Here is a 24,313-nt window from a genome sequence, read left to right as displayed (position 1 = left end):
CCCTTTGCCCGAAAGGTTTCTATATGACCCCTTCGACAACACAGGGATCATGCCATGCCGCCCGCCAAGCCGACGGTCGCCAAGATGACCGAAACCGAAATCGCCCGCGTGCAGAGCTATCTGCGCAAGACTCTCGGCAACGACAAGATCATCATCCAGCCGCCCGAGAAGGCCGGCCAGTCCGCAGAAGTCATGCTGGGCGACGAGTTCGTCGGCACCCTGCACCGCGATGTGGACGAGGGTGAGGTCTCCTACGCCCTGCACGTCGTCATCCTGGAAGAAGACCTGCCGGCAGCCCCGACGGTCCGTCGCTGAGCCACGCCCTTCCGGCGTCTTTCCAGCGCGGTCCTCTCCCGCCCCGCGGCGGGAGGGGCGCTTGCCCGCGCGTCGATAGAACTTAGGACAAATGTCAGGCCGGCCGGCTGTGGCGGCGCAGTTCCGCGGCCAGCCCGGCCATCAGCGTCTCGCCGCCCGACAGGGTGAGGCCGCGCACCAGCACAAGCGCCGGCATATTGTTGCGGCGCAGCAGCAGCAGCCGGTAGCCGGCGCGCCGCCGACGCCCCTTCCCCGGTTTCCCGTCCTCCTCCGCATCCACATCCCCACCGGCCAGCGCCAGTTCCTTTTGGTGCTGCTGCGAGGTCATCGTCTGGATGCGGGCCACGAACAGCGGGCGTTTGCCCTGCGGCGGATAGAGCGCCACCCCGCGGATCGTGTTGTGGGGAACCAGCTGTCCATGGGCGGTCAATCCGTCCGGTGCCACGACCAGACGCACGGCGCTGCGCCGCGCCGCCCGCAGCAGCGTGATCACCCACATCAGCAGAAGCGGCACCGCGCACAGCACTCCCAACCAGCGCAGCATCGAGGCCGTCGGTTCCAGCGTCAGTTCGGCCACGACGACGAAACCGGCCAGCAGCAGGGCGGCGTAGAGGAGATGGGCGTAGCGCTGGGGCGGCACGCTGGACGGCGACGCCTCGAACACCGTCGCCTGCCCCTTGTCTTCGCGGGAGATCTCGACCTCGGGCATCCCGTCCGCATCCTCATAACGCCGCCGCACACCGCCCTAATACCCTCGACACGCCCAACATGCCAGAACGGTGGCGCCCACCCGCCTGTCCGGCGATCCGGTCACCTGTCCAGTCCTCCAGACAGGTGCGGTTCGGAGACCCTCCCCAGAAGCGAGGAAAACCGCCCGCCGGGAGCCCACCCAAGCGCTGGCATGGGCATTGCTTTCCTTTGCAACGAAGCGTCCCGTGGCCGCGTCGTTCCCTGTGGCCGTGGCGGCGATTCCTCCAAAGCATCTGGCCGGCCGCACCGTCGTTTGTCGCGACGGGTGCGACCGGCACTTTTTCGGCGAAAGTCAGTCGCCAGCCGGTGGCTCGGCAGCCTCGGTCGGGAAGTCGGCGGGAAGCGTGATCTCCAGCATCTCCAAATCGTCGGAATGGGCGATCTCGACATGCCGGATGCCCGGCGGCTGATGCACGCAGGAGCCGGCCTGCAGCAGCACCTCTCCCACGCCTTCGTAAGCGAACTTCACCCAGCCCTTCAGCACATAGACCATCTGAAAATCCAGCGCGTGCCGGTGCCAGCCGCCGTGCGACGGCTCGCCGGGGCGGGCGCGGATGACGTGGGCGTTCGCCTTCCCCGCCGTGGCGGCGCGGATGCCCAGGTCGCGGTATTCGAAGAAGGGCCGCAGCCCGTCGCGCTTGAAGTCCGCCGGATCGGGATGGCTGACCGCGAAGGTCACCGCATCATTCGCGGGCGCGTCGTTTTCGGACATGTCGTTTCCTCCCCTCGTCTTTGATTGCAGCGAGTATGACCGAAAGCCGCGTATACGGCATACCCCCGCCGCGCACGGCGCCATTGCGGCCCATGCAGGGCGCCGCGCTATAGTGATGCCCGCCGCGCAAAAGACGTGGCCGCCAAAGAAGAAATGCCCGATCGGGAGGAAAGCATGGATCACGCCGTCGCGGAGTCCGCCGGACAGCCGCCGCTGCCGCAGGACGTCGCCGTCAACCCCATCCGCTCCGCCGCGGACTGGCAGAGCCAGCGCGCCGCCTGCGCGGCCGATCCCGGCGCTTTCCACGGCGCCATCGCCGCGGAGACGATCCACTGGTTCGACGGCGCCAACTGGCTGATGCGCGACGCCGACGGCGTGTGGCGCGGCTGGAACGCCGCGACGGGCGAGGCGGCGGAGCGGGCGGGTTGGACGCCCTGGACGCAAGCGTTCGAGGGATCGGAGGCGCCCTTCTACCGCTGGTTCGCGGGCGGGCTGACCAACGCCGCCTTCAACGAGGTGGACCGCCACGTCCTGTCCGGCCATGGGGCCGAGACCGCCTACTGGTACGAGGGCGACCGCTGGGACGCCGCCGCCAACGGCGGGCGCGGGGGCCCGGTCCATCACGTCACGCTGACCCGGCGCGAGCTGCTGATCCGCTCGGCCCTCGCCGCCCTGGCGTTGCGCGGACTCGGCCTCCGCCAGGGCGACCGCATCGCGCTCAACATGCCCAACATCCTCGACCAGATCGTCTGGACGGAGGGGGCTAAACGCATTGGCGTCATCTACACCGCGGTGTTCGGCGGCTTTTCCGACAAGACGCTGTCCGACCGCATCGAGAACGCCGGCGCCCGCGTCGTCATCACCGCCGACGGCGCCAGCCGCAACGCCGAGATGGCTCCCTTCAAGGAGGCCTACAGCGACCCGGCGCTCGACCGTTTCGTCGCCCTGCCCACGGCGCTGCGCATCACCGAGGAGGTGCTGCGCGCCAAGCTGGGCGACGCAAACCTAGGCGACGTGGCCCTGATGGAGCCGGTGCGCCGCGGGCTGGAGGGGGAGATCACCGTCGCCCCCGCCGACGTGATGCGGGAGCTGGGCCGGGCGCTGGACCGCGCCGGGACGCTCGACGCCGCCACCGTGGCCGACCTGCGCGCCAGCGTCGCCGAGGCGCTGACCGCCGCCCCGCCACGGGTCGAGGCGGTGATCGTCGTCCGCCACGCCGGGCTTCCCGACATTCCCTGGACCGAGGGCCGCGACGTCTGGGCGCACGAGCTGCTGGCGAAGGCCGAGGCGGAGCTGTGCGCCGCTGCCGGGCTGCCCGGCATGGAGGCGTTGCGAGCGCTGAACGACCGGGCACTCTACGCCGCCGTGGCGAAGTCCGTTCCCTGCCTGCCAGTGGACGCCGAGTATCCGCTGTTCATCATTTACACCTCCGGCTCCACCGGGAAGCCGAAGGGCGTGGTGCATGTCCATGGCGGCTACGTCGCCGGCCTCGCCCACACCATGAAGGTCAGCTTCGACGCCCTGCCGGGCCGCGACGCGATCTACGTCGTCGCCGATCCCGGCTGGATCACCGGCCAGAGCTACCTCATCACCGCCAGCCTCGCCGCCCGCATTCCCGGCATCGTGACGGAGGGAGCGCCCGTCTTCCCCAACGCCGGGCGCTTCGCCTCGATCATCGAGCGGCACAAGGTCACCATCTTCAAGGCGGGCGTGACCTTCCTGAAGACGGTCATGACCCACCCGGAGAACCGCGCCGACGTGGAGCGCTACGACCGCTCGTCCTTGCGTGTCGCGACCTTCTGCGCCGAGCCGACCAGCCCCGCCGTCCAGGCCTTCGGCATGGCGGTGATGACGCCGCAATACATCAACAGTTATTGGGCGACGGAGCATGGCGGCATCGTCTGGACCCACCCCTACGGCAACCCCGACCAGCCGCTGCGCGCCGACGCCCACACCTACCCGCTGCCCTGGGTTCTCGGCGACGTCTGGGTGCCCGAGAGCGAGCCGGACGCCGCGGGCCGCGTCGCCTTCCGCCCCGCCGAGGCGGAGGAGAAGGGCGAGATCGTCGTCACCGCCCCCTACCCCTACCTGACCCGCACCATCTGGGGCGACGCGGACAACGTTGGCAAGCCCGGCTGGAGGGGCGACTTCGACCGCTTCGTGGCGACCTATTTCGGGCGCTTCCACGACGCCGACGGCCAGCCAGTCTGGGCCTACCTGCAAGGCGACTTCGCGCGGCGCTACGAGGACGGCAGCTTCAGCCTGCACGGCCGGTCCGACGACGTGATCAACGTGTCCGGCCATCGCATGGGCACGGAGGAGATCGAGGGCGCGATCCTGCGCGACAAGCAGATCAACCCCGACAGCCCGGTCGGCAACGTCATCGTGGTCGGCGCCCCCCACCGCGAGAAGGGCCTGACCCCCGTCGCCTTCGTCCTGCCCGCCAAGGGTCGCGACCTGACGGCGGACGACGAGCGCCGCCTCAAGGATCTGGTGCGGCAGGAGAAGGGCGCGGTCGCCGTCCCCTCCGACATCCTCGCCGTCCCGGCCTTTCCCGAGACGCGCTCCGGCAAATACATGCGCCGCTTCCTGACGGCGATGATGAACGGGGAGCCGCTGGGCGACACCTCCACCCTGCGCAACCCGGAATGCCTGACCGACCTGGAGGCGCGCATCGCCGCCTGGAAGCGCGGCCAGCAGCGGGCGGAGGAACAGACCCTCATCGAGCGGCAGCGCTTCCTGTCCGTCCAGTACGACCGGCTGGCCGACGGCGTGCGCATGGCGACGGTGACGATCGACAACCCGCCGGTCAACGCCCTGTCCGACCGCCTGCTCGACGAGTTGGACACGCTGGTCGCCCATCTCGCACGGCGGACGGACGTGCGCGCCGTGGTGGTTACCGGCACGGGCCGCAACTTCGTGGCCGGCGCCGACATCCGCCAGCTTCTCGACGAGGTGCGGGACGAGGACGAGGCCCGCGCCTTGCCAGCCAAGGCCCACGCCGTCTTCCGCGCCATCGCGGCGCTGGACAAGCCGGTGTTCGCGGCGATCCGCGGCGTGGCGCTCGGCGGCGGCTGCGAGCTGGCGATGGCCTGCCACGTCCGGGTGGCCGACCCGCGGGCCCGGCTGGGTCAGCCGGAGATCAACCTGTTCCTGCCGCCGGGCTATGGCGGCACGCAGCGCTTGCCGCGCCTGCTGCTGCGCAAGGACCCGGAGCGGGGGTACGGGCGGGCGCTGGAGATCCTGCTGTCCGGGCGCCAGATCGACGCCAGGACGGCGCTGGAGTATGGGCTGGTCGACGTGGTGGCGCGGGGCGCGGATGATGCGCTGACGCTGGCGAAGGCAATGGCAAGAGAGGCTGCACTTGCCCCCTCCACTTCTCATGCCCCCTCCCCAGCCCTCCCCCGCTTCGCGGGAGAGGGGGCCTGTTCCCCTCCACCGCCAAAGGCGGGGGAGGGTGCCCGCGAAGCGGGTGGGAGGGGGCCGGAGGTGATGCGCCTCCTCCGCCAAGCCCACAGCGTCGGCCGCGGCCCGGTCGCCGACACCATCGTCCAGCTCGTCGACACCGGCCTGCGCGACGGCTTCGACGCCGGCGCCAAAGCCGAGATCGCCGCCTTCGCCCGCTTCCTGCTGGATTCCGAGCACGGCGCCAAGAAGGGCATCGCCCTGTTCCTGGAGAAGAAGTCGCCGCCCCTGCCCGCCCGCCCGCGGCGCGACAGCCGCGACGGCGTGCTGCCCATCGGCAGTCCCTTCGTCCCCGGCGCCACCCCCCTGCCCCGCTGGCAGCTCGCCCAGGCTGTCGTCCGCGACCTGGAGACGGGAGCCGCCGCCCATGGCGACCCGGCGCAGGCCGAAACCGAGGTCGTCATCCCCGTCCCAGAGCCCGGCCCCAACCAGGCGCTCGTCTACGTCCTGGCGTCCGAGGTCAACTACAACGACGTCTGGGCGCTGACCGGCATCCCCATCTCACTGTTCGACGAGCATGACGAGGACGTGCACGTCACCGGCTCCGGCGGCGTCGGCATGGTGGTGCGCCTGGGCGAGGCGTTGCAAGCCCAGGGTCGGCTGGCGGTCGGCGATCTGGTCGCCGTCTATTCCGGCGTCTCCGACCTGCTGGACCCGGAGGCCGGAGCCGACCCGATGTTCACCGACTTCCACATCCAGGGCTACCAGTCGCCGGACGGCAGCCACCAGCAGTTCATGCTGGCCGACGGGCCGCAACTCTTCCCCCTGCCGCCCGGACTCGCGCTGGAGGAGGCGGGCAGCTACATGCTCGCCGCCGGCACCGGCTACCGCGCGCTGTTCACCGCCCTCGACGTGCAGCCCGGCAAGCGCCTTCTGGTCGAGGGTGCGGCGGGTGGCACCGGCGCCTGGACGGTGGAACTGGCTCTGGCCCGGCGCATGAAGGTGACCGGCATGGTGTCGTCGGAGCGCCGCGCCGCCGCCATCCGCGCCCGCGGGGCGGGGGCCGTGGACCGCTCCGTCGCCGAGGCCGCCTTCACCCGCATCCCCGCCGACCCGGAGCAATGGGCGGCGTGGGAGGAGGCCGGGCGCCCCTACCTCGACGCGCTGCGCGCCGCCAACGGCGGTCAGCTCGTCGACTACGCCGTCAGCCACGCCGGCGAAACGACCTTCCCGCGCACCTTCCAATCGCTGGCGGACGGCGGCGCGCTGACCTTCTTCGGCGCCTCCAGCGGCTACCACATGACCTTCCTCGGCAAGCCCGGTTCCGCCGAGCCGGCGGAGATGCTGCGCCGCGCCCGCCTGCGCCCCGGCGAGGCCGTGCTGGTCTTCTACGGCGCCGGGGCGGTGGGGCTGCGCGACGACATGGCGCTGTCGGCCATCGAGGCGGCGCGCGAGTCCGGCGCTCGCGTCTGCGTCGTCACCGACCGGGATTCCGAACGCGACTTCGTGCTGTCGCTGGGCTATGGGGAGGCGCTGGCTGGCGCCGTGTCGCTGGCCGAGATCAAGCGCCGCGTGCCGCATTTCGACTGGCCCGACACCATGCCGGACCTGCCCGACCCGCAGCGCGAGACCGCCGCCTTCAAGGAGGCCGTGCGCCTGTTCACCGAGGACACCTTCAAGCCGCTTGGCCAAGCGGTGGGCCGCATCCTGCGCGCCGCCGACAACCCGCGCGGCATGCCGGACGTGGTGGTGGAGCGGGCGCGGCGCGACACGCTGGCCGTCTCCACCATGCTCGTGAAGCCGCACACGGGGCGCGTCGTCTTTTGTGGCGATATGAGTGGTCGCCGCTACAGCTTCTACGCGCCCCAGGTGTGGATGCGCCAGCGCCGCATCCTGATGCCATCCGCGGCCATCGTCGGTACGCATCTTTCGAACGCTGCGGAAATCGCAGGGCTGAACCGCGTCATTGCGTCGGGGGCGGTCCGTGTGCCAACGACATACCTGGGTGCGTGGGACGAGTTGCCCGCGCTCCATCAGGCCATGTGGGAGAACCGCCTGCCGGAAGCGACCGGCGGCGCCGCCAAGGCCGTCGTGAACCACGCGCTGCCGGAAGCGGGCCTGACCTCGCGGGACGAATTGCTGATCGCCTGGGCGGGGTCGGCAACAGGAAAGGGACAATGAGGCTTATCATCAAGGACCTGTGCCACCGCTACGACGACCTCGTCGTGCTGGACGGCATCGACCTGACGGTGCAGGAGGGGGAGGTTCTGGCCGTCATCGGCCCGTCGGGCTGCGGCAAGTCCACCCTGCTCGGCATCGCCGGCGGCATCGTGGCGCCCAGTTCCGGCACCATCGCGGTGGCGGGCGCGGTGCCGGACGGCTGCCTGAACCCGATCACCTTCATCTTCCAGGACTTCGCCCTGCTGCCCTGGCGCAGCGTGGAGGACAACCTCTCCCTCGTCCTCGAACACCACCCGCTGTCGGCGGCAGAGCGGCGGGAGCGCATCGAGTCCGGCCTGCGCCGCATGGGTCTGTGGGACTTCCGCAAGGCGCTGCCCAAGCAGTTGTCGGGCGGGATGCGCCAGCGCGTCGGCATCGCCCGCGCGCTGGCCGTGCGCCCGGCCATGCTGCTGCTGGACGAGCCGCTGTCGGCGCTCGACGCCCAGACGCGTGAGCTGCTGATGGAGGACTTCCTGTCGCTCTGGCAGCGCGAGCGGACGACCGCCCTCTACGTCACCCACAATCTCGACGAGGCGCTGCGGCTGGCCGACCGGGTCGTCGTGCTCAGCCGCCGTCCGGGCCGCCTGCGCGAGATCGTGACCATCGAGGAGCCGCGCGACCAGCGGCTGGAGCCCTCCGCCCAGGCCCATCTGGCGGAGGTGCGCGACCGGCTGTGGCACCTGATCCGGGCCGAGGCCCAACTGGCCGACCGGGAGATCGCCGATGCCTGATACAAGTCTCCCGCTTCAGGACCGCTCCCCGCCCCAACCCGTCCGCTTCCGCGGCGGCGGCTTCACGGTCAAGGGGCACCGCTGGGCGGCGCTGCTCGCCTTCGTGGTCCTGATCGCGGTGTGGGAGTCCACCAACCGCTTCGGCCTCGTCAGCGAACTGTTCCTGCCGCCGCCGAGCGCCGTCGCCTCGGCGCTGGCCGCCATGGCGCAGGACGGGTCGCTGTGGCAGCACCTGAAGGCGTCGCTGATGCGCATCGGGGTGGGCTGGGTCATGGGCACGGTGGCCGGCATGGCCGTGGGCTTCGCCATGGGCATCGGGTCGGTCGCGCGGGCGGTCGGCGTGCCGCTGGTCTCGGCCTTCTTCCCGATCCCGAAGATCGCGCTGCTGCCGCTGTTCATCCTGTGGTTCGGCATCGGCGAGCCGTCGAAGTTCGCCACCATCGGCTTCGGCGTCTTCTTCCCGACCGTAATCGCCACCTACAGCGCCATCGATTCGGTGCCGCGCAACCTGATCCGCATGGCGCAGAGCTTCGGCCTGCCCTGGGCGTCGATCCTGCGCAAGATCGTGCTTCCCGGCGCCCTGCCCGGCATCCTCGCCGGCTTCCGCATCACCGCCTCCATCGCGCTGATCCTGGTGGTCGCGGCGGAGATGATCGGGGCGGAATACGGCATCGGCGCCTTCGTCCTGACCGCCGGCAACCTGATGCTGACCGACCAGCTTCTGGCTGGCGTGCTGGTCCTGTCGCTGCTCGGCCTGACCATCGGGACCGTGCTGTCCATCCTGGAACGCCGCCTGCTGAAATGGCGGTAAGAAGAATGAACATCGAGAAAGGGAGACTGAGAATGACCGTCGTGCGTTGGAGCCGCCGTTTGGTTCTGGGTGCAATGGGTGCCGCGGCCCTGGCGCTGGCCGGGACGCCCGCCGCCGAGGCGCAGGGGCTGGAGAAGACTTCCATCGGCGTGCTGGCGCTGGCCTCCTCCGGCCCGATCTTCATCGCCAAGTCCAAGGGCTATTTCGAGAAGGAAGGGCTGGACGTCGATCTGAAGATGTTCACCTCGGCCCAGCAGGTGCCGGTGGCGGTGGCCTCGGGCGACGTGGATTTCGGCGTGACCGGCCTGACGGCGGGCTTCTACAACCTGGCATCCAAGGGCGCCGTCACCATGATCGCCGCGCAGAGCCGCGACGAGCCGGGCTTCCAGCTCAGCGCCTATGTGGCGACCAAGGCGGCGCATGACGCCGGGCTGACCAAGCCGGCCGATCTCAAGGGTAAGCGCATCGCCATCACCACGGTGGGCTCGACCTTCCATTACATGGTCGGCCTGCTCGGCCAGAAGCACGGCTTCTCGGTCAAGGACGTGACCATGGTGGCGATGCAGGACGTGCCGAAGATGGTCGCCGCCTTCAAGGGCGGTCAGGTGGACGCGGTGATCGCCCCGGTGACGGTGGCCCGCCAGCTGGCATCCGAAGGCTCGGGCACCATCCTGGGCTGGGTCGGCGACGAGACGCCGTGGCAGCTCGGCGCCCTCTTCACCAGCCCGAAGACCGTCGCCCAGCGCCGCCCGCTGGCCGAGAAGTTCGTCAGCGCCTATCTGACCGCGCTGGCCGAGTACCACGCCGCCTTCAACGCCAAGGACGCGTCGGGCGCCGTGGTGAAGGGTCCCGGCTACGACGAGCTTCTGACGATCATCGCCGAGGCGACGAAGCAGAAGCCCGAGGTGGTCGCCGCCGGCCTGCCCTATGTCGAGCCGAAGGGCAAGCTGCTGGTCGACGACATCGTCAACCAAGTGAAGTTCTGGCAGTCCGAAGGCCAGGTGGACAAGGCGCTGGACGCCAAGTCCGTCATGGACCTGACCTTGGTGAAGTGAGCGTAGGTTTTACCGCTTGCCCGGCCCGTAGACCTTCGGCTGGGAAAAGTTGATGTGGTCGAGAAGCTCCTGCGTCGGACAGCCGTCCACCGGGAGCTTCGCGGCTTTCTGGTAGGCGCGGATGGCGGAACGGGTGTTGGGGCCGATCTTCCCGTCGATCACGCCGGGACGGAAGCCCTGCTCGGTCAGGGTCTTCTGGATGCCTTCGACATAGGCGAAGTACATGTCCGGCGTCATGCTGTCGGTCGGACAGGCGGCGTAGGCCGGCGCCGCGAAGGCCGTGGCGGCAAGGAAGGCGGCGAACAGGCTGCGGTTCATGGTCTCTCTCCGTTTCTTGTTGCGGAGATCAACAACGCAGAGGCCGCGTTTCTTCCCAAGGGGTAAAAATAGGGCCAAGGGATAAAAATAGGGGGCGCCTTTGCCCCCTCCCCGGCCCTCCCCCGCTGCGCGGGAGAGGGGGAAGCAGTCCCCTCCACCGCAAAGCGGGGGAGGGTTAGGGAGGGGGCAACCGCAACCTCAAGCAGCCGCGTCGTCGCTCTGCCCCTTCAGGCGGGCGGCAAGCGCCGCTTCCAGGAACATGTCCAGGTCGCCGTCCAGCACCGCCTGACTCTGCGAGGTCTCCACCTCGGTCCGCAGGTCCTTCACCATCTGATAGGGGTGCAGGACGTAGGAGCGGATCTGGTGGCCCCAGCCGATGTCGCTCTTGGTCGCCTCGAGCGCGGCGGCGGCGTCCTCGCGGATCTTCAGCTCCCGCTCGTACATGCGGGCACGCAGCATGTCCCACGCCTTGGCGCGGTTCTTGTGCTGCGAGCGCTCCTGCTGGCAGGCCACCACGATGCCGGTGGGCAGGTGGGTGATGCGGATCGCCGAGTCCGTCTTGTTGACGTGCTGGCCGCCGGCGCCCGACGCCCGGAAGGTGTCGATGCGGCAGTCCTTCTCGTTGATCTCGATGTTGATCTTGTCGTCGATCACCGGAGACACCGAGACGGCGGCAAAGCTGGTCTGGCGGCGCGCCTGGCTGTCGAACGGGCTGATGCGCACCAGACGGTGCACGCCGGCCTCGGTCTTCAGCCAGCCATAGGCGTTGTGGCCGCTGATCTGCGCGGTGGCGGACTTGATGCCGGCCTCTTCGCCGGGGCTCTCCTCGAGCCACTGCGTCTTGTAGCCGTGCTGCTCCGCCCAGCGCAGGTACATGCGCATCAGCATCAGCGCCCAGTCCTGGGCCTCCGTGCCGCCGGCGCCGGCGTTCACCTCGATGAAGCAGTCGTTGGCGTCCGCCTCGCCCGAGAGCAGGCTTTCGATCTGGAGTTTCGCGGCGCGGTCGCGCAGCGCGTAGAGCTGGGCCTCGGCATCGGCGACCACGGTCGCGTCGCCTTCGGCCTCGCCCATCTCGATCAGCTCCAGGCTGTCGGACAGGTCGCGCTCAAGGGCACGGTAGCCGTTCACCGAGGTTTCGAGCTGGGTGCGCTCGCGCATGATGGTCTGCGCGCGGGACGGGTCGTCCCACAGCTTGGGATCTTCGGCGTGGGCGTTCAGTTCGTCGAGACGACGCAGCGCGTTATCCCAGTCAAAGATGCCTCCTCAGCAGCGCCAGCGATTCTCTAATCTCGCCGGCGGCCGCTTCGATCTCGGCCCGCATCGCAGTGCCTCCTCGTCAGCCAGAGTTGAACCAGTGTCTTGGCCCTTATGTAGCGGGTTGGGAACGGCGTTGCACCCTCTTATTCCACAGGGTGACCGGCTTCCGCGACGCTGGACCGATCCGGAACGGTAACCCGCCGGAGCGTCGCCCCGTCACCGGGGCGGCCCACCAACCCACTCGGATGAAACCGTTTTCGCACCGCAAAACCACTTTCGCGGCGCGAATAGGTGGCAGTTCCCCGTGATAGCGTCACCAACGTTCGTGCCCGTCACCCGGCGGGCGCGGCCTGTCGGCGCCCCCGTTTTCCAGCAACAAGCCCCTTTTCCCAACAACAAGAGCGGCCCCCCGATGAACTTCACCAGCCTGGGGTTCCTGCTGTTCATCACGGCCTTCACGGCGGGCTTCATGATGCTCGCCAGGACGCGGCTGTTCACGCCGCTGCTGCTGGTGTCCAGCTATGTCTTCTACGGCTTCTGGGATTACCGCTTCTGCCTGCTGCTCGCCGGCACGACGCTGCTCGACTTCTATTGCGGCCTGCGCATCGCCGACGCGCCGAACCGGGCCACCGCCCGCGTCTTCATGCAACTCAGCCTCGTCACCAATCTGGCGATCCTGTTCTTTTTCAAATACTTCAACTTCTTCATCGACAGCGCGCAGGTGGCGCTGGCCTCGCTCGGCCTCGACGTCGGGCACCGCACGCTGTCCATCATCCTGCCGGTCGGCATTTCCTTCTACACCTTCCAGAATCTCAGCTACACGCTGGACCTCTATCTCGGCCATCTGGAGAAGCCTGAGCGGTCGCTGCTGCGCTACGCGACCTTCGTCGCCTTCTTCCCGCAGCTCGTCGCCGGGCCGATCGTCCGGGCGCGCGACCTGCTGCCCCAGATCCAGAACGGCCCCCGCCACGACGTCAGCTTCGCCTTCCGCTTCGCCGGGCTGGAGAAGATCATCTGGGGCTATTTCCTCAAGCTGGGTCTGGCCGACAACGCCGCCGCGGTGGTCGACGCGCGCTTCGCCCAGCCGGAGTTCTTCAACGCGCTGAACCACGTCATCGGGCTGATCTGCTTCTCGCTCCAGATCTACGGCGACTTCGCCGGCTACTCGCTGATCGCGATCGGTCTGGCGCAGATCTTCGGCTACACGCTCTGCCAGAACTTCGCCCGCCCCTACTTCGCCATGGGCATGAAGGACTTCTGGCGGCGCTGGCACATCTCGCTGTCCACATGGTTCCGCGACTATGTCTACATCCCGATGGGCGGCGGACGCACCCACTGGCTGCGCATCCGCAATCTGACCATCGTGATGCTGGTGTCCGGCCTGTGGCACGGCGCCGCCTGGACCTTCGTCCTGTGGGGCGCCCTGCACGCCACCCTGATGGCGGCGGAGGACGGCGTGCGCTGGCTGGCCAGGCGCAGCCCGCTGCGGCTGAGCGGCGCGCCGCTGATGGCGGGGAAGCTGCTGACGGTCGGGCTGGTCTTCCTTCTCATCACGCTGACCTGGCTGCCCTTCCGCGCCGACGACCTGCACACGGTGCGGACCATCCTGGGCATCATCGCCGAGGGCGATTTCAGCCTGCCGCGCGGCATGCAGCAGATGAGCTATCTGGTCCGCGTCGCCCTGTTCGGCCTCGTCGTGCTGATGATCGACGCGATGATCGAGTTCGGCGCCGGGCGCCGCTACGCCGGGGTCAACGTCGTGGTCCGCTCCGCCGGCTGCGCCACGCTGATCCTGATGCTCCTGCTCTTCGGCAATTTCGCCAACCGATCCTTCATCTATTTCCAGTTCTGAGGGAGCCCGAACCATGATCCGCCTTTTGGCCGTCGTCGGATTGATCCTGGGCATGGTGGTCGCCATGGACCGCGCGGTGGCGTCCTGGATGGGCGACACGCTCCTCCAGTCGTCGGACCGTTTCATGACCGTCTACCGCAACGGGCCGCCCGCCGACGTGGTGATCCTGGGCAACTCCCGCGCCGACAACCACTTCCCGGTGGAGGAGGTGCAGGCGCTGACCTGCGGTCGGGTGCTGAACCTGGGCATGGGCGGCGCCCCCACCACGGTCGGCGACCTGCTGTGGGAGGATTACCTGGACCGGCACGGCGCCCCCCGCCTGCTGCTGGTCGAGCCGACGAGCGTGGTCGACGACCCCAGGGCGCTCGCCGACCTGCCGCTGCTGGCCTACTATTCGGAGCGGGTGGACGGCTTCATCCGGCAGGTCGACGCCACCATGTGGGCCTCCAACAAGCTGTTCAACACGCTGATCTTCAACAACAACCAGACGATCCGGCTGGCCTTCGACGGGCTGCACCCGACCGGCGACCGGACGCTGACCGGCACCATGTCGCCCTTCCTCAAGGCCCAGCTCGACAAGGCGCCGACGGAGCGGATGGAGGGCTTCCAGCCGAACTGGGACGCGCTGGACCGCATCATCGGCACGGCGCGGGAGAAGGGCACGCGGGTCGCCGTGGTCATCACGCCCTTCTTCCCCGGCTACATCGAGAAGGTGAGCAACTTCGACGCCTTCTTCGAGGATCTGAAAGCCCGCCTGCCGCCCGACGTGCCGGTCATCGACACCCGCCGCGAGGTCGAGGACGAGGCCCATTTCGTGGACGCCCTGCACATCAACCAGGAGGGGGTCCGCGTGATGCTGGCGCGGATGGAGGACCGGCTGCGCCCGCTGGCCGACTGCCCCACCGACACCGCCCCGGCCGACGCCATCGCCCAGCTCCGCACGGACACACACACCGCCGCGCGGCCCTGAGCCTATGCCAAAAAGAAAAGCCCCGCCTCCCGAACCGGGAAGCGGGGCTTTTTTCTTGCCGAGGGAACGCGGTCAGTAGAGGCCGCCGGTCCCCACCGTCGCCGCCGAGGGCGGGGCCGCCGGAGCGCCCCAGCCGCCCGGCTGCTGCTGGGCCGCCGGATCGCCGCCGGGCACCCCACCGGTCCAGCCGCCGTCCGCCGCGTGGGCCGAGCCGTCCAGCACCATTTGCGGCTGGTCGGGGTTCGGTTCCGTGCCGGGGATGAAGGCCTCCCAGATCGCCTTGCGCTCGCCCGGCTGGGCGAGGCGCCCGTTCTCCGGGTTGACGCGGACGAGGCGCAGGCCGCGCGGCACGCGGAAGGGCGTGGCCGGCTGGTCCTTCAGCGCCACCTCCATGACGTCCTTGAACACCGGCACCGCCGCCGAACCGCCGGTCTCCTTGGCGCCCAGCGAGCGCGGCTGGTCGAAGCCGATGTAGGTGCCGACCACGATGTCGGGCGAAAAGCCCATGAACCACGCGTCGTGGCTGTCGTTGGTCGTGCCGGTCTTGCCGGCCAGCGGCTTGCCCAGCGACAGCAGCTTCGTCGCCGTGCCGCGCTGCACCACGCCCTCCAGCATGGAGACCATTTGGTAGACGGTGCGCGGGTCGTTCACCGGCTCCCGCGTGTCGGCGACGGCGGGAACGGCCAGCCCGTCGTTCCAGGCCACCTGGTTGCAGGAGGCGCAGGGGCGCGTGTCGTGGCGGAAGACGGTCTTGCCGTTGCGGTCCTGCACCCGGTCGATGAAGGTCGGGCTGACCCGCTTGCCGCCGTTGGCCAGCATGGCGTAGGCGGTGGCAAGGCGCAGCACCGTCGTCTCGCCCGCACCGAGCGACATCGGCAGATAGGGCTGCAGGTTGTCGGTGATGCCGAAATTCTCCGCCAGCGCCTTCACCTTGTCCATGCCGACGGCCTGGGCCAGACGGACGGTCATGACGTTCCGCGACTTCTCGATGCCGGCGCGCAGCGGCGTCGGGCCGTAGAACTCGTGGCTGTAGTTCTCCGGCCGCCAGATCGGCTGGCCGTGGCCGGGGTCGTATTCGAACGGGGCATCCATGACCAGCGAGGACGGGGTGAAGCCCTGGTTCAGCGCCGTAAGATAGACGAAGGGCTTGAAGGAGGAGCCCGGCTGCCGCATCGCCTGGGTGGCGCGGTTGAAGGAACTCATCTGCGGGGAGAAGCCGCCGACCATGGCGAGCACGCGGCCGGTGTGCGGGTCGAGCGCGACCAGACCGCCCTGCACCGCCGGAACCTGCCGCAGCGCGTAGGTGCCCGCCGGCGGCTCCTTGCCCTTCTCGTCCTTGCCGGCGGCCTCGACCAGGATCAGGTCGCCCAGCTTGGCGACGTCGGAGGGGCGGCGGATTTCCGGGCCGAGCCGGTTGTCGTCGCGCTGCGCCCGCGCCCAGCGCAGCTCGGCCAGCGGCACCCGGCCGCGCGAGCCGTCCGGCAGGCCGATGTCGAGCGCCGCCGCCTCGTCGTCCTTCAGCACGACCGCCAGATGCCAGCCCTCGGACCCCGGAGGCGGCGCCATGGAGGCGAGCTTCTTCGCCCAGTTGTCGAAATTCTCCATCTTGCCGACCGGACCGCGGTAGCCATGGCGGCGGTCGTACTGGACCAGCCCGCTGCGCAACGCCCGGGTCGCCGCCTGCTGGAGCACCGGGTCCATGGAGGCGCGGACCGACAGGCCGCCCTCATAGAGCGCCTGCTCGCCGTAGAGCTTCACCAGCTCGCGCCGGACCTCCTCGGCGAAATACTCCGACGTCACATACTCCTGCTCGTCGCGCTTGCGCACGACCAGGGGCTTGGACTGGGCGATTTTGGCCTCTTCCGGGGTGATGTGCCCGTCCTCGGCCATGCGCCCGATCACCCAGTTGCGCCGCGCCACGGCGGCGTCGCGCTGGCGCTCCGGGTGGTAATTGCTGGGCGCCTTGGGCAGGGCCGCCAGATAGGCCGCCTCCTCGATGTCCAGCTCGTCCAGCGCCTTGTTGAAGTAGTTCAGCGCCGCCGCCGCCACGCCGTAGGAACGGTATCCCAGGAAGATCTCGTTCAGGTACAGCTCGAGAATGCGGTCCTTGCTGAAGGCCCGCTCGATGCGGACCGCCAGGATCGCCTCCTTGATCTTGCGCGAGAAGGACACCTCGTTGGTCAGCAGCATGTTCTTGGCGACCTGCTGCGTGATCGTCGAGGCGCCCATCGGCCGGCGGTCGCGGCCGAGATTCTCCACGTTGGTCAGGATGGCGCGGGCGATGCCGACCGGGTCGATGCCCTTGTGGTCGTAGAAGTTCTTGTCCTCGGCGGACAGGAAGGCGTTGGTCACGCGCTTCGGCATGGCGTCGATGGGGACGAACACGCGCTTTTCCGACGCGAACTCCGCCAGCAGACGTCCGTCGCCCGCATGGACGCGGGTGGTCACCGGCGGTTCGTAGTTGGCGAGCTTGGTGTAGTCCGGCAGTTCGTGATCATAATGGTCCAGCATGTAGACCAGCCCCCCCGCCCCGGCCAGGGCGAGGATCACGACGGCCATCAGGGCGGACAGAATAAAGCGCATGACGGTTCCCAGACAGGCATGGCGGCGGTCCCGCCGCCTTCATCCGGGACTGAGACCGGGAAGACGCGGAACCATCCGATGGGCGGCATCCTACACCGCGAGGGGCGGCAGTCCGACTCCCTCGCAGCCATGTCAGGAAAATGTGACGGCCACAAGGCGCATGCAAGAAAGTGGTGACCGGGCGATGCGTATGCCCGCCAGCCTCCGCCCGCATGACTGGTGCCGAGCGATCCTGCTCAACACGTCAAGCCTCAGCTCTTCTGCGCCCCGGTCAGCCACTTGAAATAGGCGTCGATGGTGCGGACCATGCCGCGGCCCAGCTTTTCCCGGTGGGCCGACTTGCTCAGCAGGCTCACGTCCTGGGGGCTCGACAGGTAGCCCATCTCGACCAGCGCGGACGGCATGTCCGGCGCGGTCAGCACGGCGAAGCCGGCCTGCCGGTGCGGCTTGTTGGGGATCAGCTTGACCTCGCGGCCGAGATGCTCCAGCGCCATGTTGGCGAAGCGCTTGGAGTGGTTCATCGTGTCGCGCTGGGCGAGGTCGATGAGGATCGAGGCCACCAGATCGTTCTCGGAGGACAGGTCCATGCCGGCCAGCGCGTCGGCCCGGTTCTCCTTGGCGGCCAGCATCTCCGCCTCGCGGTCGGACGCCCGGTCGGACAGGGTGTAGATGGACAGGCCGCGCATGTTGGCGGAGCCGATGCTGTCGGCGTGCAGCGACAGGAACAGGTCGGCGTTGACCTCCCGCGCGATGGCGACGCGGTCGCGCAGGCGGATGAACACGTCCTTGTCGCGGGTCAGCCGCACCCGGTAGCGGCCCGAACCTTCCAACTGGCGCTTCAGTTCCCGCGCCATCGCCAGCGTGATGTCCTTCTCATAGACCCCGCCGACCCCGACCGCGCCGGGATCGACGCCGCCATGGCCGGGATCCACCAGGATCATCGGCTTCTCCGGAACCGGCGCCGCCCGCGGCGGGACCGGCGGCGGCAAGGCCGCGGCGACCGGCACGATGGGGTCCTTCCTTGCCGGCGGGCGGGCCGCCTCGCGGCTCACCGACGCGGTCCCGGTGGTCACGGCGACCGGGGGGGAGGCGGCGAACTGCGCCGGGGTGGTGCGGGCGATATCCAGGACGAAGCGCGGTTTGAAGCCGTCACGCGGCGGGATGAGGTAGGACTCGACCACCCGCGCCGGCCCGTCGGTTTCCACCACGAGGCGGGAGGCGCCGCCGTCGCGCCCTTCGAAGCGGTAGCGGGCGACCACGCCCTTGCCCGCCATCACCGTGTTGCCGCCCGGCCAGCTCACGTCCGGCAAATCGACCACGACGCGGTAGGGCGAGCCGTGCACCGACACGGTGAAGGAAACCGAGTCGGTGAGTTCCAGAACCAGCCGCGTCTTGTCGGGATGCAGGCCGAGCCGCGCGTTCAGCACGGACGCCCGCTCCTGCACCGGCGGCGGAAAAGGCAGCGCCGCGGTGGTCTGGGCCTGCGCCGGGGCGCACGGCAGGACGGCCGCCCCCAGAAGGGCGCCCAGCGCAGCGACAATCGCGAGCAATCGGGGCATCCGTTCCACCAGAAACCACAAACCGGCCAAAGCCAGCGGTCAGCTATAGCGCAGCGGAATCAAGGCGCTCAACGGTGGTTTCCAGTGGCGTGGCGGAATTGTCGGCGAGGGTGCCGTTCGTGCAACACTGCCCCGCTTCGCTCCCACCACGGTGGAATGCCGCCGAACCGGATGCGGTGGACCGCAACTTTCGCCGAATTCCACGTTGTGCATGGTTTCGTGCTTGTCTATGGTAGCTCTGCGACATACCGCGACCCACCAGCCACTCTTCCGAGAGGTTTCTCTCCGGGGTGACTGTGGGCGTCGCCCGCGGACCCCCACGGCCGAAATTTACATCATCGGGCGCGGTCCGGGGCGTGACGCTTCTGGGTTGCCGGTGGATTGGGACGAAACCTCGAAGCTGGTGCCGGCCGCAAGGCCGTAACCCGGAGGCCGAAGCCCGACCCGTCCTGGCTGCTTCGTCAGCGCCGTTCGACGGGTTAGGGGCCGGTTCCGCAGGCTTCGCTCACAACGATGACGCGCCCCGGCGGCTTGACCGTCGCGCGGGCGGCCTGGGGCGTCATGGGGATCTTGTATGGCCAAGCGCATGCTGGTGGACGCCACGCACCCGGAGGAAACCCGGGTTGCCGTGGTCAATGGGAACAGACTCGAAGACCTCGATTTCGAGATCGCCACCCGGAAGCAACTCAAGGGCAACATCTACCTTGCCAAGGTGACCCGGGTCGAGCCGTCGCTCCAGGCGGCCTTCGTGGAATATGGCGGGAACCGCCACGGCTTCCTGGCCTTCTCGGAAATCCATCCCGACTATTACCGCATCCCGATCGCCGACCGTGAGGCCCTGCTGGCCGAGGAACGCCGGCTGGAGGAGCAGGCCGAGGCCCGCGCCGAAGCCGCCGCCGACGGCGCCGTGATGGCCGAGCCGATCCGTCCGGAGCAGGTGGAGGAGGAAGTCTCCCCCATGCCCGGCTCCTACGCGGAGGCCGAGGGCGACGGTTTCGAAGGCGACGTCCCGGCCTTCGCTACGGACGGCGGTTCGGACGGCGGATCGGACGAGGCCGCGGACTCGGAGGAGGCTCCGGAAGGCGCCGCTCCGGCCGAGAGCCCGGACGTCATCGGCGGGGACGAGGTCGAGGAGGCCCACCGCCGCCGCGCCCGCCCGCTGCGCAGCTACAAGATCCAGGAAGTCATCAAGCGCCGGCAGGTCATGCTGGTCCAGGTGACCAAGGAGGAGCGCGGCAACAAGGGCGCGGCTCTGACCACCTACCTGTCGCTGCCGGGCCGCTACTGCGTGCTGATGCCCAACACGGGCCGCGGCGGCGGGATCTCCCGCAAGATCACCAACCCCGCCGACCGCAAGCGCCTGAAGGAGATCCTGTCCGATCTCGACATCCCGGAAGGCATGGCGGTCATCCTGCGCACGGCGGGGCTGGAACGCTCCAAGCAGGAAATCAAGCGCGACCTCGAGTATCTGCTGCGGCTGTGGGACGACATCCGCGTCCAGACGCTGAAGTCCTCCGCGCCCTGCCTCATCTATGAGGAGGCGAACCTCATCAAGCGCTCGATCCGCGATCTCTACACCGACGACATCGACGAGATCTGGGTGGAGGGCAGCGCCGGCTTCAACACCGCGCGCGACTTCATGCGCATGATGATGCCGAGCCACACCAAGCGCGTCATGCAGTACCAGGACGACACGATCCCGCTGTTCCACCGCTATCAGGTGGAAACGCAGATCGACGCGATCCACAGCCCGGTCGTGCAGCTCCGCTCCGGCGGCTACATCGTCATCAACCCGACCGAGGCGCTGGTTTCCATCGACGTCAACTCGGGCAAGTCGACGCGCGAGCGCAACATCGAGGAAACGGCCTACAAGACCAACCTCGAAGCCGCCGACGAGGTGGCGCGCCAGCTCCGCCTGCGCGACCTTGCGGGCCTCATCGTGATCGATTTCATCGACATGGAGGAGCCCCGCAACAACGCCGCGGTGGAGCGCCGCCTGAAGGAGGCGATGAAGAACGACCGGGCGCGCATCCAGCTCGGCCGCATCTCCGCCTTCGGCCTCTTGGAGCTCTCGCGCCAGCGCCTGCGCCCGTCGCTGCTGGAAACCAACTTCGAGCGCTGCCCGCACTGCTCCGGCACCGGCGTCATCCGCTCGGTGGAATCCGCCTCGCTGCACGTGCTGCGCGCCATCGAGGAGGAGGGCATCCGCAAGCGGTCGTCGGAGATCACCGTCTTCGTGCCGACCCGCATCGCGCTCTACATCCTCAACCAGAAGCGTGGCGAGCTGACCAAGATCGAGGACCGCTACCGGTTCCGTGTCATGGTCCAGGCCGACGACACGCTGATCGCGCCGGACCTGCGGCTTGAGCGCGTGAGGGCCCGCACGCCGGAGGACGACGTACCGCTGGTCAGCGCCGAGCGCGTCCTGGCCGAGACCGACCGCATCCTGGCCGCCGAGGCCGAGGAGGCCGAGGAAGAGGCGCCCGTCGTCGAGGCCGTCGAGGCCGAGGTGACGGAGCGTGCCGACGCCGCCGGGGAGAGCGAAGGCGACCGCCGCCGCCGCCGCCGCCGCCGCCGTGGCCGCGGGCGTGACCGCGAGGATGGCCGGGCGCCGTTCGGCGAGGCCGCCGAAGCGTCCGACGAGACGGCCGAGGGTGACGAAGCCGAGGCCGATGCCGACGAGACGGCGGTCGACGAGGAAGCGATCGAGCGCGCGCAGATCGAGGCTCCGGAGTTCGTCATCAACGATGTCGATGTCGGCCCCGCCCACATCGAGGACGAGGAAGAGGAGGAGGCCGACCTGGCCGCGTCCGACGCGGACGACGGCGCCGATGCGTTCGAGCCGAACGGCGACGGCGATGGCAACGGCGAACGCAAGAAGCGCCGCCGCGGCAAGCGCGGTGGTCGCCGGCGGTCCCGCCAGCGTGAGGGCCTGGAGGCCGGCGAGGGCCTGCCCGGTGACGGCGTCGAGGGCGAGGTGGAGACCGAGTCCTTCCCGACCGCCGTCGAGGCCGGCCGCGCCGTCAACCCGCCGGAACTGCCGGCGGACATGGAACCGGTCGAGTTCGACTGGGTCCTGACCAGCGCGGCGGCCGCCGAAACCGCTCCGGAAGCCACGGTGGACACCGCCGTGGAGATTCCGGCTGCGGAGCCTGCCGCGGAAGAGGCTCCGGCCCGCAAGCCGCGCCGTGGCCGCGCCAAGGCGACCGCCGCCGAAACGGCCGAAGCGGTGACGGCGGAGCCGGAAGCGGCCCCCGCCAAGCCGAAGCGCGCTGCGAAGGGTGCCGCCAAGGATGCCAAGGCCGCCCCGAAGGCCGCTGCTCCGGAGGAAACCGCTCCGCCGCCGGCCAAGCCGTCGCGCAGCCGCAAGGCGAAGACCGCTCCCGTCGAGGCCGCCCCTGCCCCGGCGCCGGTTGCGGCCCCGGTCGCCGAGGAGGCGAAGAAGCGCCCGGCGCGCAAGCGCAAGACCGCGGCGGACGCTCCCGTCGAGGCGGCGCCCGCTCCGGCTCCGGTTGCGGCTCCGGTCGCCGAGGAGGCGAAGAAGCGCCCGGCGCGCAAGCGCAAGACCGCGGCGGACGCTCCCGTCGAGGCGACGCCCGCTCCGGCGGTCAGCGAGGCGCCGGCGGCCCCGGCCCCGGCCAATGAGCCGGCCAGCGCGAACCCCGCTCCGGAGGCCAAGCCGCGCCGGGGCTGGTGGAACCGCTAAGCGCGTTTCATCGCCGTAAAGACTGGAAAAGGCGCCTCGCGGCGCCTTTTCCTTTTCCAGGAAACCGCGAAGGGTCCCGACCATGAGCAAGGCCTTCACCCGGGAGAACGACTCCGCCGGCGACGACGAAGATGCCGACGACCCCAAACCCTTGCCCAAGGGCGTGAAGAACTACATGACGCCCGAAGGCTTCCAACGCATGCAGGAGGAGCTACGCTCGCTGCTGCGCGTCGAGCGCCCGAAGGTGGTCGAGGTGGTGTCCTGGGCCGCCGGCAACGGCGACCGCTCGGAAAACGGCGACTACATCTACGGCAAGAAGCGCCTGCGCGAGATCGACCGGCGCATCCGCTTCCTGACCAAGCGGCTGGAATCGGCGGAGGTGGTCGATCCCACGCTCCAGAAGAACCGCGACCGCGTGTTCTTCGGGGCCACCGTCACCTACGCGCGGGAAGACGGGACGGAGAACACCGTTACCATCGTCGGCGCCGACGAGGTGGACATGGACCGCGCCCATGTGAGCTGGATTTCGCCCATCGCCCGCGCTCTGCTGAAGGCGCAGGAGGGCGACGTGGTGGACCTGCGCACCCCTGCCGGACTGGAGCAGATCGAAGTCGTCGCCATCCGCTATCCGGACGACGCGGCGTAAGAAAGGCTGGGGCTACAGCAGCCCCAGTTCCTCCAGTTCGGCGCGCAGGCTGGCGGCGCCGGAAAAACGGTGCGCCGTCATGCCGAGGACGCGGGCGGCCTCGACGTTGGCGGGGCTGTCATCGATGAAGCAGCAGTCCGCCGCCGACAAGCCGTAGCGATCAAGCAGGAGTTGGAAGATCGCCGGGTCCGGCTTCACCAGACCCTCGTCGCCGGACACGATGATCCCGTCGAAGACGTTCAGGAAATCGAAGCGCCTGCGGGTCAGCGCCAGCTTCTCCGACGAGAAGTTGGTGATGGAGTAGAGCGGCGTCGCGCGCTGCTTCAGCTCCATCAGGATCTCCGGGGTCCCGGCCATGGGGCCGGGCACCATCTCCTCCCACCGGTCGTGATAGGCGCGGATCAGCTCGCGGCAGTCGGGGAACTCGGCGGTCAGAACGGCGACCGCCTCGTCCCACGGACGGCCGCGGTCCTGCTCGAGGTTCCAGGCGGGGGTGCAGACGGTGTCGAGGAAGTCCTCCATCAGGTCCTCGTACCCGTCGAACAGCTCGCGGTAGAGGTGCCGCGGGTCCCATTCGATGAGCACTTGGCCGATGTCGAAGACGACGGTGCTCGGCTTGGTCATCGTCAATTCCCGTCCCAGCCTCAGCCCTTGCGGGCCGCGGCGACAAGGTCCTTCATCTGGTCCAACTTGATGGCGCCGGGGACCAACTCGTCGCCGATGACGAAGGCCGGGGTGCCGCGGATGCCCAGTTCCTCGGCCAGCGCCTGGTTGGCGGCGATGACCTTCAACACCTCGGGGCTGTTCATGTCCTTCTTCAGCTTGTCGGTGTCCAGCCCGACCGACTTGGCCAGCCGCTGGATCACGTCGTCGTCAAGCTGGCCACGGTGGGCCATCAGGGCGTTGTGGAATTCCAGATACTTGCCCTGCCCGCGCGACGCCAGGGCGGCCTTGGCCGCGGTCAGCGAGGCCGGGCTGAGGATCGGGAACTCCTTGAAGACGAAGCGCAGCTTGCCGTCGTCCTTGATCAGGCGCTCGGTGTCGGCCTGCACGGCCTTGCAGTAGCCGCACTGGTAGTCGAAGAACTCGACCACCGTCACGTCGCCCTTGGGGTTGCCGGCGACCGGATCGGCGGGGTTCTGGAACAGCGCGGCCTTGTTGTCGGCCAGCGCCGCCTTGGCCTTCTGCTCCTCGGCCAGCTTCTGGCGCTTCTGGAGCGAGTCCACGGCCTCCAGGATGATTTCCGGGTTCTTCAGGATGTAGTCGCGCACGACCTCCTCGACGGCCTTGCGCTGCGCGTCGTCCATCGGGCTCTGGGCCTGGAGGGCGGGGGCCAGCAGCCCCGTCGGAAGGGCCAGCGCGGCGGCGAGCGCCAGGGCGGCGGGGCGGAAGCGGGTCATGTCGAACTCTCTCGTGGGGAGCC

At 69.2% G+C, this 24,313-nt stretch carries 17 protein-coding genes; 9 read left to right on the top strand and 8 right to left on the bottom strand.

The features are described from left to right. Positions 1–54: 54 nt before the first annotated feature. Positions 55–315, top strand: a complete 261-nt coding sequence (locus tag DS837_RS01575; RefSeq protein WP_149163144.1) for a DUF3126 family protein — start codon at positions 55–57, stop codon at positions 313–315. Positions 316–409: 94 nt separating this feature from the next. On the opposite strand, the gene DS837_RS01570 is transcribed toward DS837_RS01575, so the two are convergent. Both DS837_RS01570 and DS837_RS01565 read right to left on the bottom strand, forming a co-directional pair. After that, the gene (locus DS837_RS01570) at positions 410–1,024 is read right to left on the bottom strand and encodes a hypothetical protein (protein WP_149163143.1); all 615 of its coding nucleotides are present in this window, start codon (positions 1,022–1,024) and stop codon (positions 410–412) included. Positions 1,025–1,357: 333 nt separating this feature from the next. Next, positions 1,358–1,777: a cupin domain-containing protein gene (locus tag DS837_RS01565; RefSeq protein ID WP_149163142.1), complete on the bottom strand. Its 420-nt coding sequence runs from the start codon at positions 1,775–1,777 to the stop codon at positions 1,358–1,360. A 174-nt stretch (positions 1,778–1,951) separates the two neighbouring features. Between DS837_RS01565 and DS837_RS01560 the strand changes: the two genes are divergently transcribed. Genes DS837_RS01560 through DS837_RS01545 form a run of 4 tightly spaced genes read left to right on the top strand, consistent with a single transcriptional unit; the run spans position 1,952 to position 9,999 of the window. Then, a complete protein-coding gene (locus DS837_RS01560; protein WP_149163141.1) occupies positions 1,952–7,363 on the top strand; it encodes an AMP-binding protein in 5,412 nt (1,803 codons plus the stop codon). Next, entirely contained in the window at positions 7,360–8,133 is a 774-nt protein-coding gene (locus DS837_RS01555; protein WP_059398876.1) for an ABC transporter ATP-binding protein, read from the top strand. Before DS837_RS01560 ends, DS837_RS01555 begins: the two co-directional genes overlap by 4 nt. After that, positions 8,126–8,944, top strand: coding sequence for an ABC transporter permease (locus DS837_RS01550; protein ID WP_149163140.1), 819 nt, complete (start codon positions 8,126–8,128; stop codon positions 8,942–8,944). Before DS837_RS01555 ends, DS837_RS01550 begins: the two co-directional genes overlap by 8 nt. A gap of 32 nt (positions 8,945–8,976) precedes the next feature. After that, a complete protein-coding gene (locus DS837_RS01545) occupies positions 8,977–9,999 on the top strand; it encodes an ABC transporter substrate-binding protein (protein ID WP_149163139.1) in 1,023 nt (340 codons plus the stop codon). A 9-nt stretch (positions 10,000–10,008) separates the two neighbouring features. Here DS837_RS01545 and DS837_RS01540 read toward each other — a convergent pair whose 3' ends face one another. Beyond that, a complete protein-coding gene (locus tag DS837_RS01540; protein ID WP_038526709.1) occupies positions 10,009–10,317 on the bottom strand; it encodes a peptidoglycan-binding domain-containing protein in 309 nt (102 codons plus the stop codon). Between the two features lie 198 nt (positions 10,318–10,515). After that, positions 10,516–11,638 (bottom strand): peptide chain release factor 2 gene (prfB, locus tag DS837_RS01535; protein WP_145674376.1). Its coding sequence is split into 2 segments (ribosomal slippage): positions 10,516–11,568 and positions 11,570–11,638, totalling 1,122 coding nucleotides; the frame shifts between segments, so codons are not numbered across the junction. A 348-nt stretch (positions 11,639–11,986) separates the two neighbouring features. Here prfB and DS837_RS01530 point away from each other — a divergent pair. Together DS837_RS01530 and DS837_RS01525 are read left to right on the top strand one after the other, a co-directional pair. Then, entirely contained in the window at positions 11,987–13,426 is a 1,440-nt protein-coding gene (locus DS837_RS01530; protein ID WP_149163138.1) for an MBOAT family O-acyltransferase, read from the top strand. 13 nt (positions 13,427–13,439) lie between these two features. After that, the gene (locus DS837_RS01525; RefSeq protein ID WP_149163137.1) at positions 13,440–14,396 is read left to right on the top strand and encodes an SGNH/GDSL hydrolase family protein; all 957 of its coding nucleotides are present in this window, start codon (positions 13,440–13,442) and stop codon (positions 14,394–14,396) included. A 72-nt stretch (positions 14,397–14,468) separates the two neighbouring features. On the opposite strand, the gene DS837_RS01520 is transcribed toward DS837_RS01525, so the two are convergent. After that, positions 14,469–16,979 (bottom strand): penicillin-binding protein 1A, encoded by a 2,511-nt coding sequence (locus tag DS837_RS01520; RefSeq protein ID WP_149163136.1) that lies wholly within the window; start codon positions 16,977–16,979, stop codon positions 14,469–14,471. A 251-nt stretch (positions 16,980–17,230) separates the two neighbouring features. Continuing rightward, on the bottom strand, positions 17,231–18,538 hold the full coding sequence (locus tag DS837_RS01515; RefSeq protein ID WP_247889722.1) for an N-acetylmuramoyl-L-alanine amidase: 1,308 nt from the start codon (positions 18,536–18,538) through the stop codon (positions 17,231–17,233). A gap of 574 nt (positions 18,539–19,112) precedes the next feature. Between DS837_RS01515 and DS837_RS01510 the strand changes: the two genes are divergently transcribed. Both DS837_RS01510 and greB read left to right on the top strand, forming a co-directional pair. Next, entirely contained in the window at positions 19,113–22,244 is a 3,132-nt protein-coding gene (locus tag DS837_RS01510; RefSeq protein WP_149163134.1) for an Rne/Rng family ribonuclease, read from the top strand. A gap of 82 nt (positions 22,245–22,326) precedes the next feature. Continuing rightward, positions 22,327–22,890, top strand: coding sequence for a transcription elongation factor GreB (greB, locus tag DS837_RS01505; RefSeq protein WP_149163133.1), 564 nt, complete (start codon positions 22,327–22,329; stop codon positions 22,888–22,890). A gap of 12 nt (positions 22,891–22,902) precedes the next feature. Here greB and DS837_RS01500 read toward each other — a convergent pair whose 3' ends face one another. Both DS837_RS01500 and DS837_RS01495 read right to left on the bottom strand, forming a co-directional pair. Then, complete coding sequence (locus DS837_RS01500) at positions 22,903–23,514, bottom strand: HAD family hydrolase (RefSeq protein WP_149163132.1); 612 nt, start codon at positions 23,512–23,514, stop codon at positions 22,903–22,905. A 20-nt stretch (positions 23,515–23,534) separates the two neighbouring features. Further along, positions 23,535–24,290, bottom strand: coding sequence for a DsbA family protein (locus tag DS837_RS01495; RefSeq protein ID WP_149163131.1), 756 nt, complete (start codon positions 24,288–24,290; stop codon positions 23,535–23,537). Positions 24,291–24,313 lie beyond the last annotated feature (23 nt).

This window comes from Azospirillum brasilense (assembly GCF_008365405.1).
GTDB classification, from domain to species: Bacteria; Pseudomonadota; Alphaproteobacteria; order Azospirillales; family Azospirillaceae; genus Azospirillum; species Azospirillum brasilense_D.
The sequence above is the reverse complement of the archived record's forward strand: the minus strand, read 5'-3'. Positions and strand labels throughout refer to the sequence as shown.

Coding starts and splice junctions, on each gene's coding strand:
- DS837_RS01550 (WP_149163140.1), top strand. CDS start 8,126: ATGCCTGATACAAGTCTCCCGCTTCAGGACCGCTCCCCGCCCCAACCC.
- DS837_RS01495 (WP_149163131.1), bottom strand. CDS start 24,290: ATGACCCGCTTCCGCCCCGCCGCCCTGGCGCTCGCCGCCGCGCTGGCC.
- DS837_RS01555 (WP_059398876.1), top strand. CDS start 7,360: ATGAGGCTTATCATCAAGGACCTGTGCCACCGCTACGACGACCTCGTC.
- DS837_RS01510 (WP_149163134.1), top strand. CDS start 19,113: ATGGCCAAGCGCATGCTGGTGGACGCCACGCACCCGGAGGAAACCCGG.
- DS837_RS01525 (WP_149163137.1), top strand. CDS start 13,440: ATGATCCGCCTTTTGGCCGTCGTCGGATTGATCCTGGGCATGGTGGTC.
- DS837_RS01560 (WP_149163141.1), top strand. CDS start 1,952: ATGGATCACGCCGTCGCGGAGTCCGCCGGACAGCCGCCGCTGCCGCAG.
- greB (WP_149163133.1), top strand. CDS start 22,327: ATGAGCAAGGCCTTCACCCGGGAGAACGACTCCGCCGGCGACGACGAA.
- DS837_RS01565 (WP_149163142.1), bottom strand. CDS start 1,777: ATGTCCGAAAACGACGCGCCCGCGAATGATGCGGTGACCTTCGCGGTC.
- DS837_RS01530 (WP_149163138.1), top strand. CDS start 11,987: ATGAACTTCACCAGCCTGGGGTTCCTGCTGTTCATCACGGCCTTCACG.
- DS837_RS01515 (WP_247889722.1), bottom strand. CDS start 18,538: ATGCCCCGATTGCTCGCGATTGTCGCTGCGCTGGGCGCCCTTCTGGGG.
- DS837_RS01520 (WP_149163136.1), bottom strand. CDS start 16,979: ATGCGCTTTATTCTGTCCGCCCTGATGGCCGTCGTGATCCTCGCCCTG.
- DS837_RS01570 (WP_149163143.1), bottom strand. CDS start 1,024: ATGCCCGAGGTCGAGATCTCCCGCGAAGACAAGGGGCAGGCGACGGTG.
- DS837_RS01540 (WP_038526709.1), bottom strand. CDS start 10,317: ATGAACCGCAGCCTGTTCGCCGCCTTCCTTGCCGCCACGGCCTTCGCG.
- DS837_RS01545 (WP_149163139.1), top strand. CDS start 8,977: ATGACCGTCGTGCGTTGGAGCCGCCGTTTGGTTCTGGGTGCAATGGGT.
- DS837_RS01575 (WP_149163144.1), top strand. CDS start 55: ATGCCGCCCGCCAAGCCGACGGTCGCCAAGATGACCGAAACCGAAATC.
- DS837_RS01500 (WP_149163132.1), bottom strand. CDS start 23,514: ATGACCAAGCCGAGCACCGTCGTCTTCGACATCGGCCAAGTGCTCATC.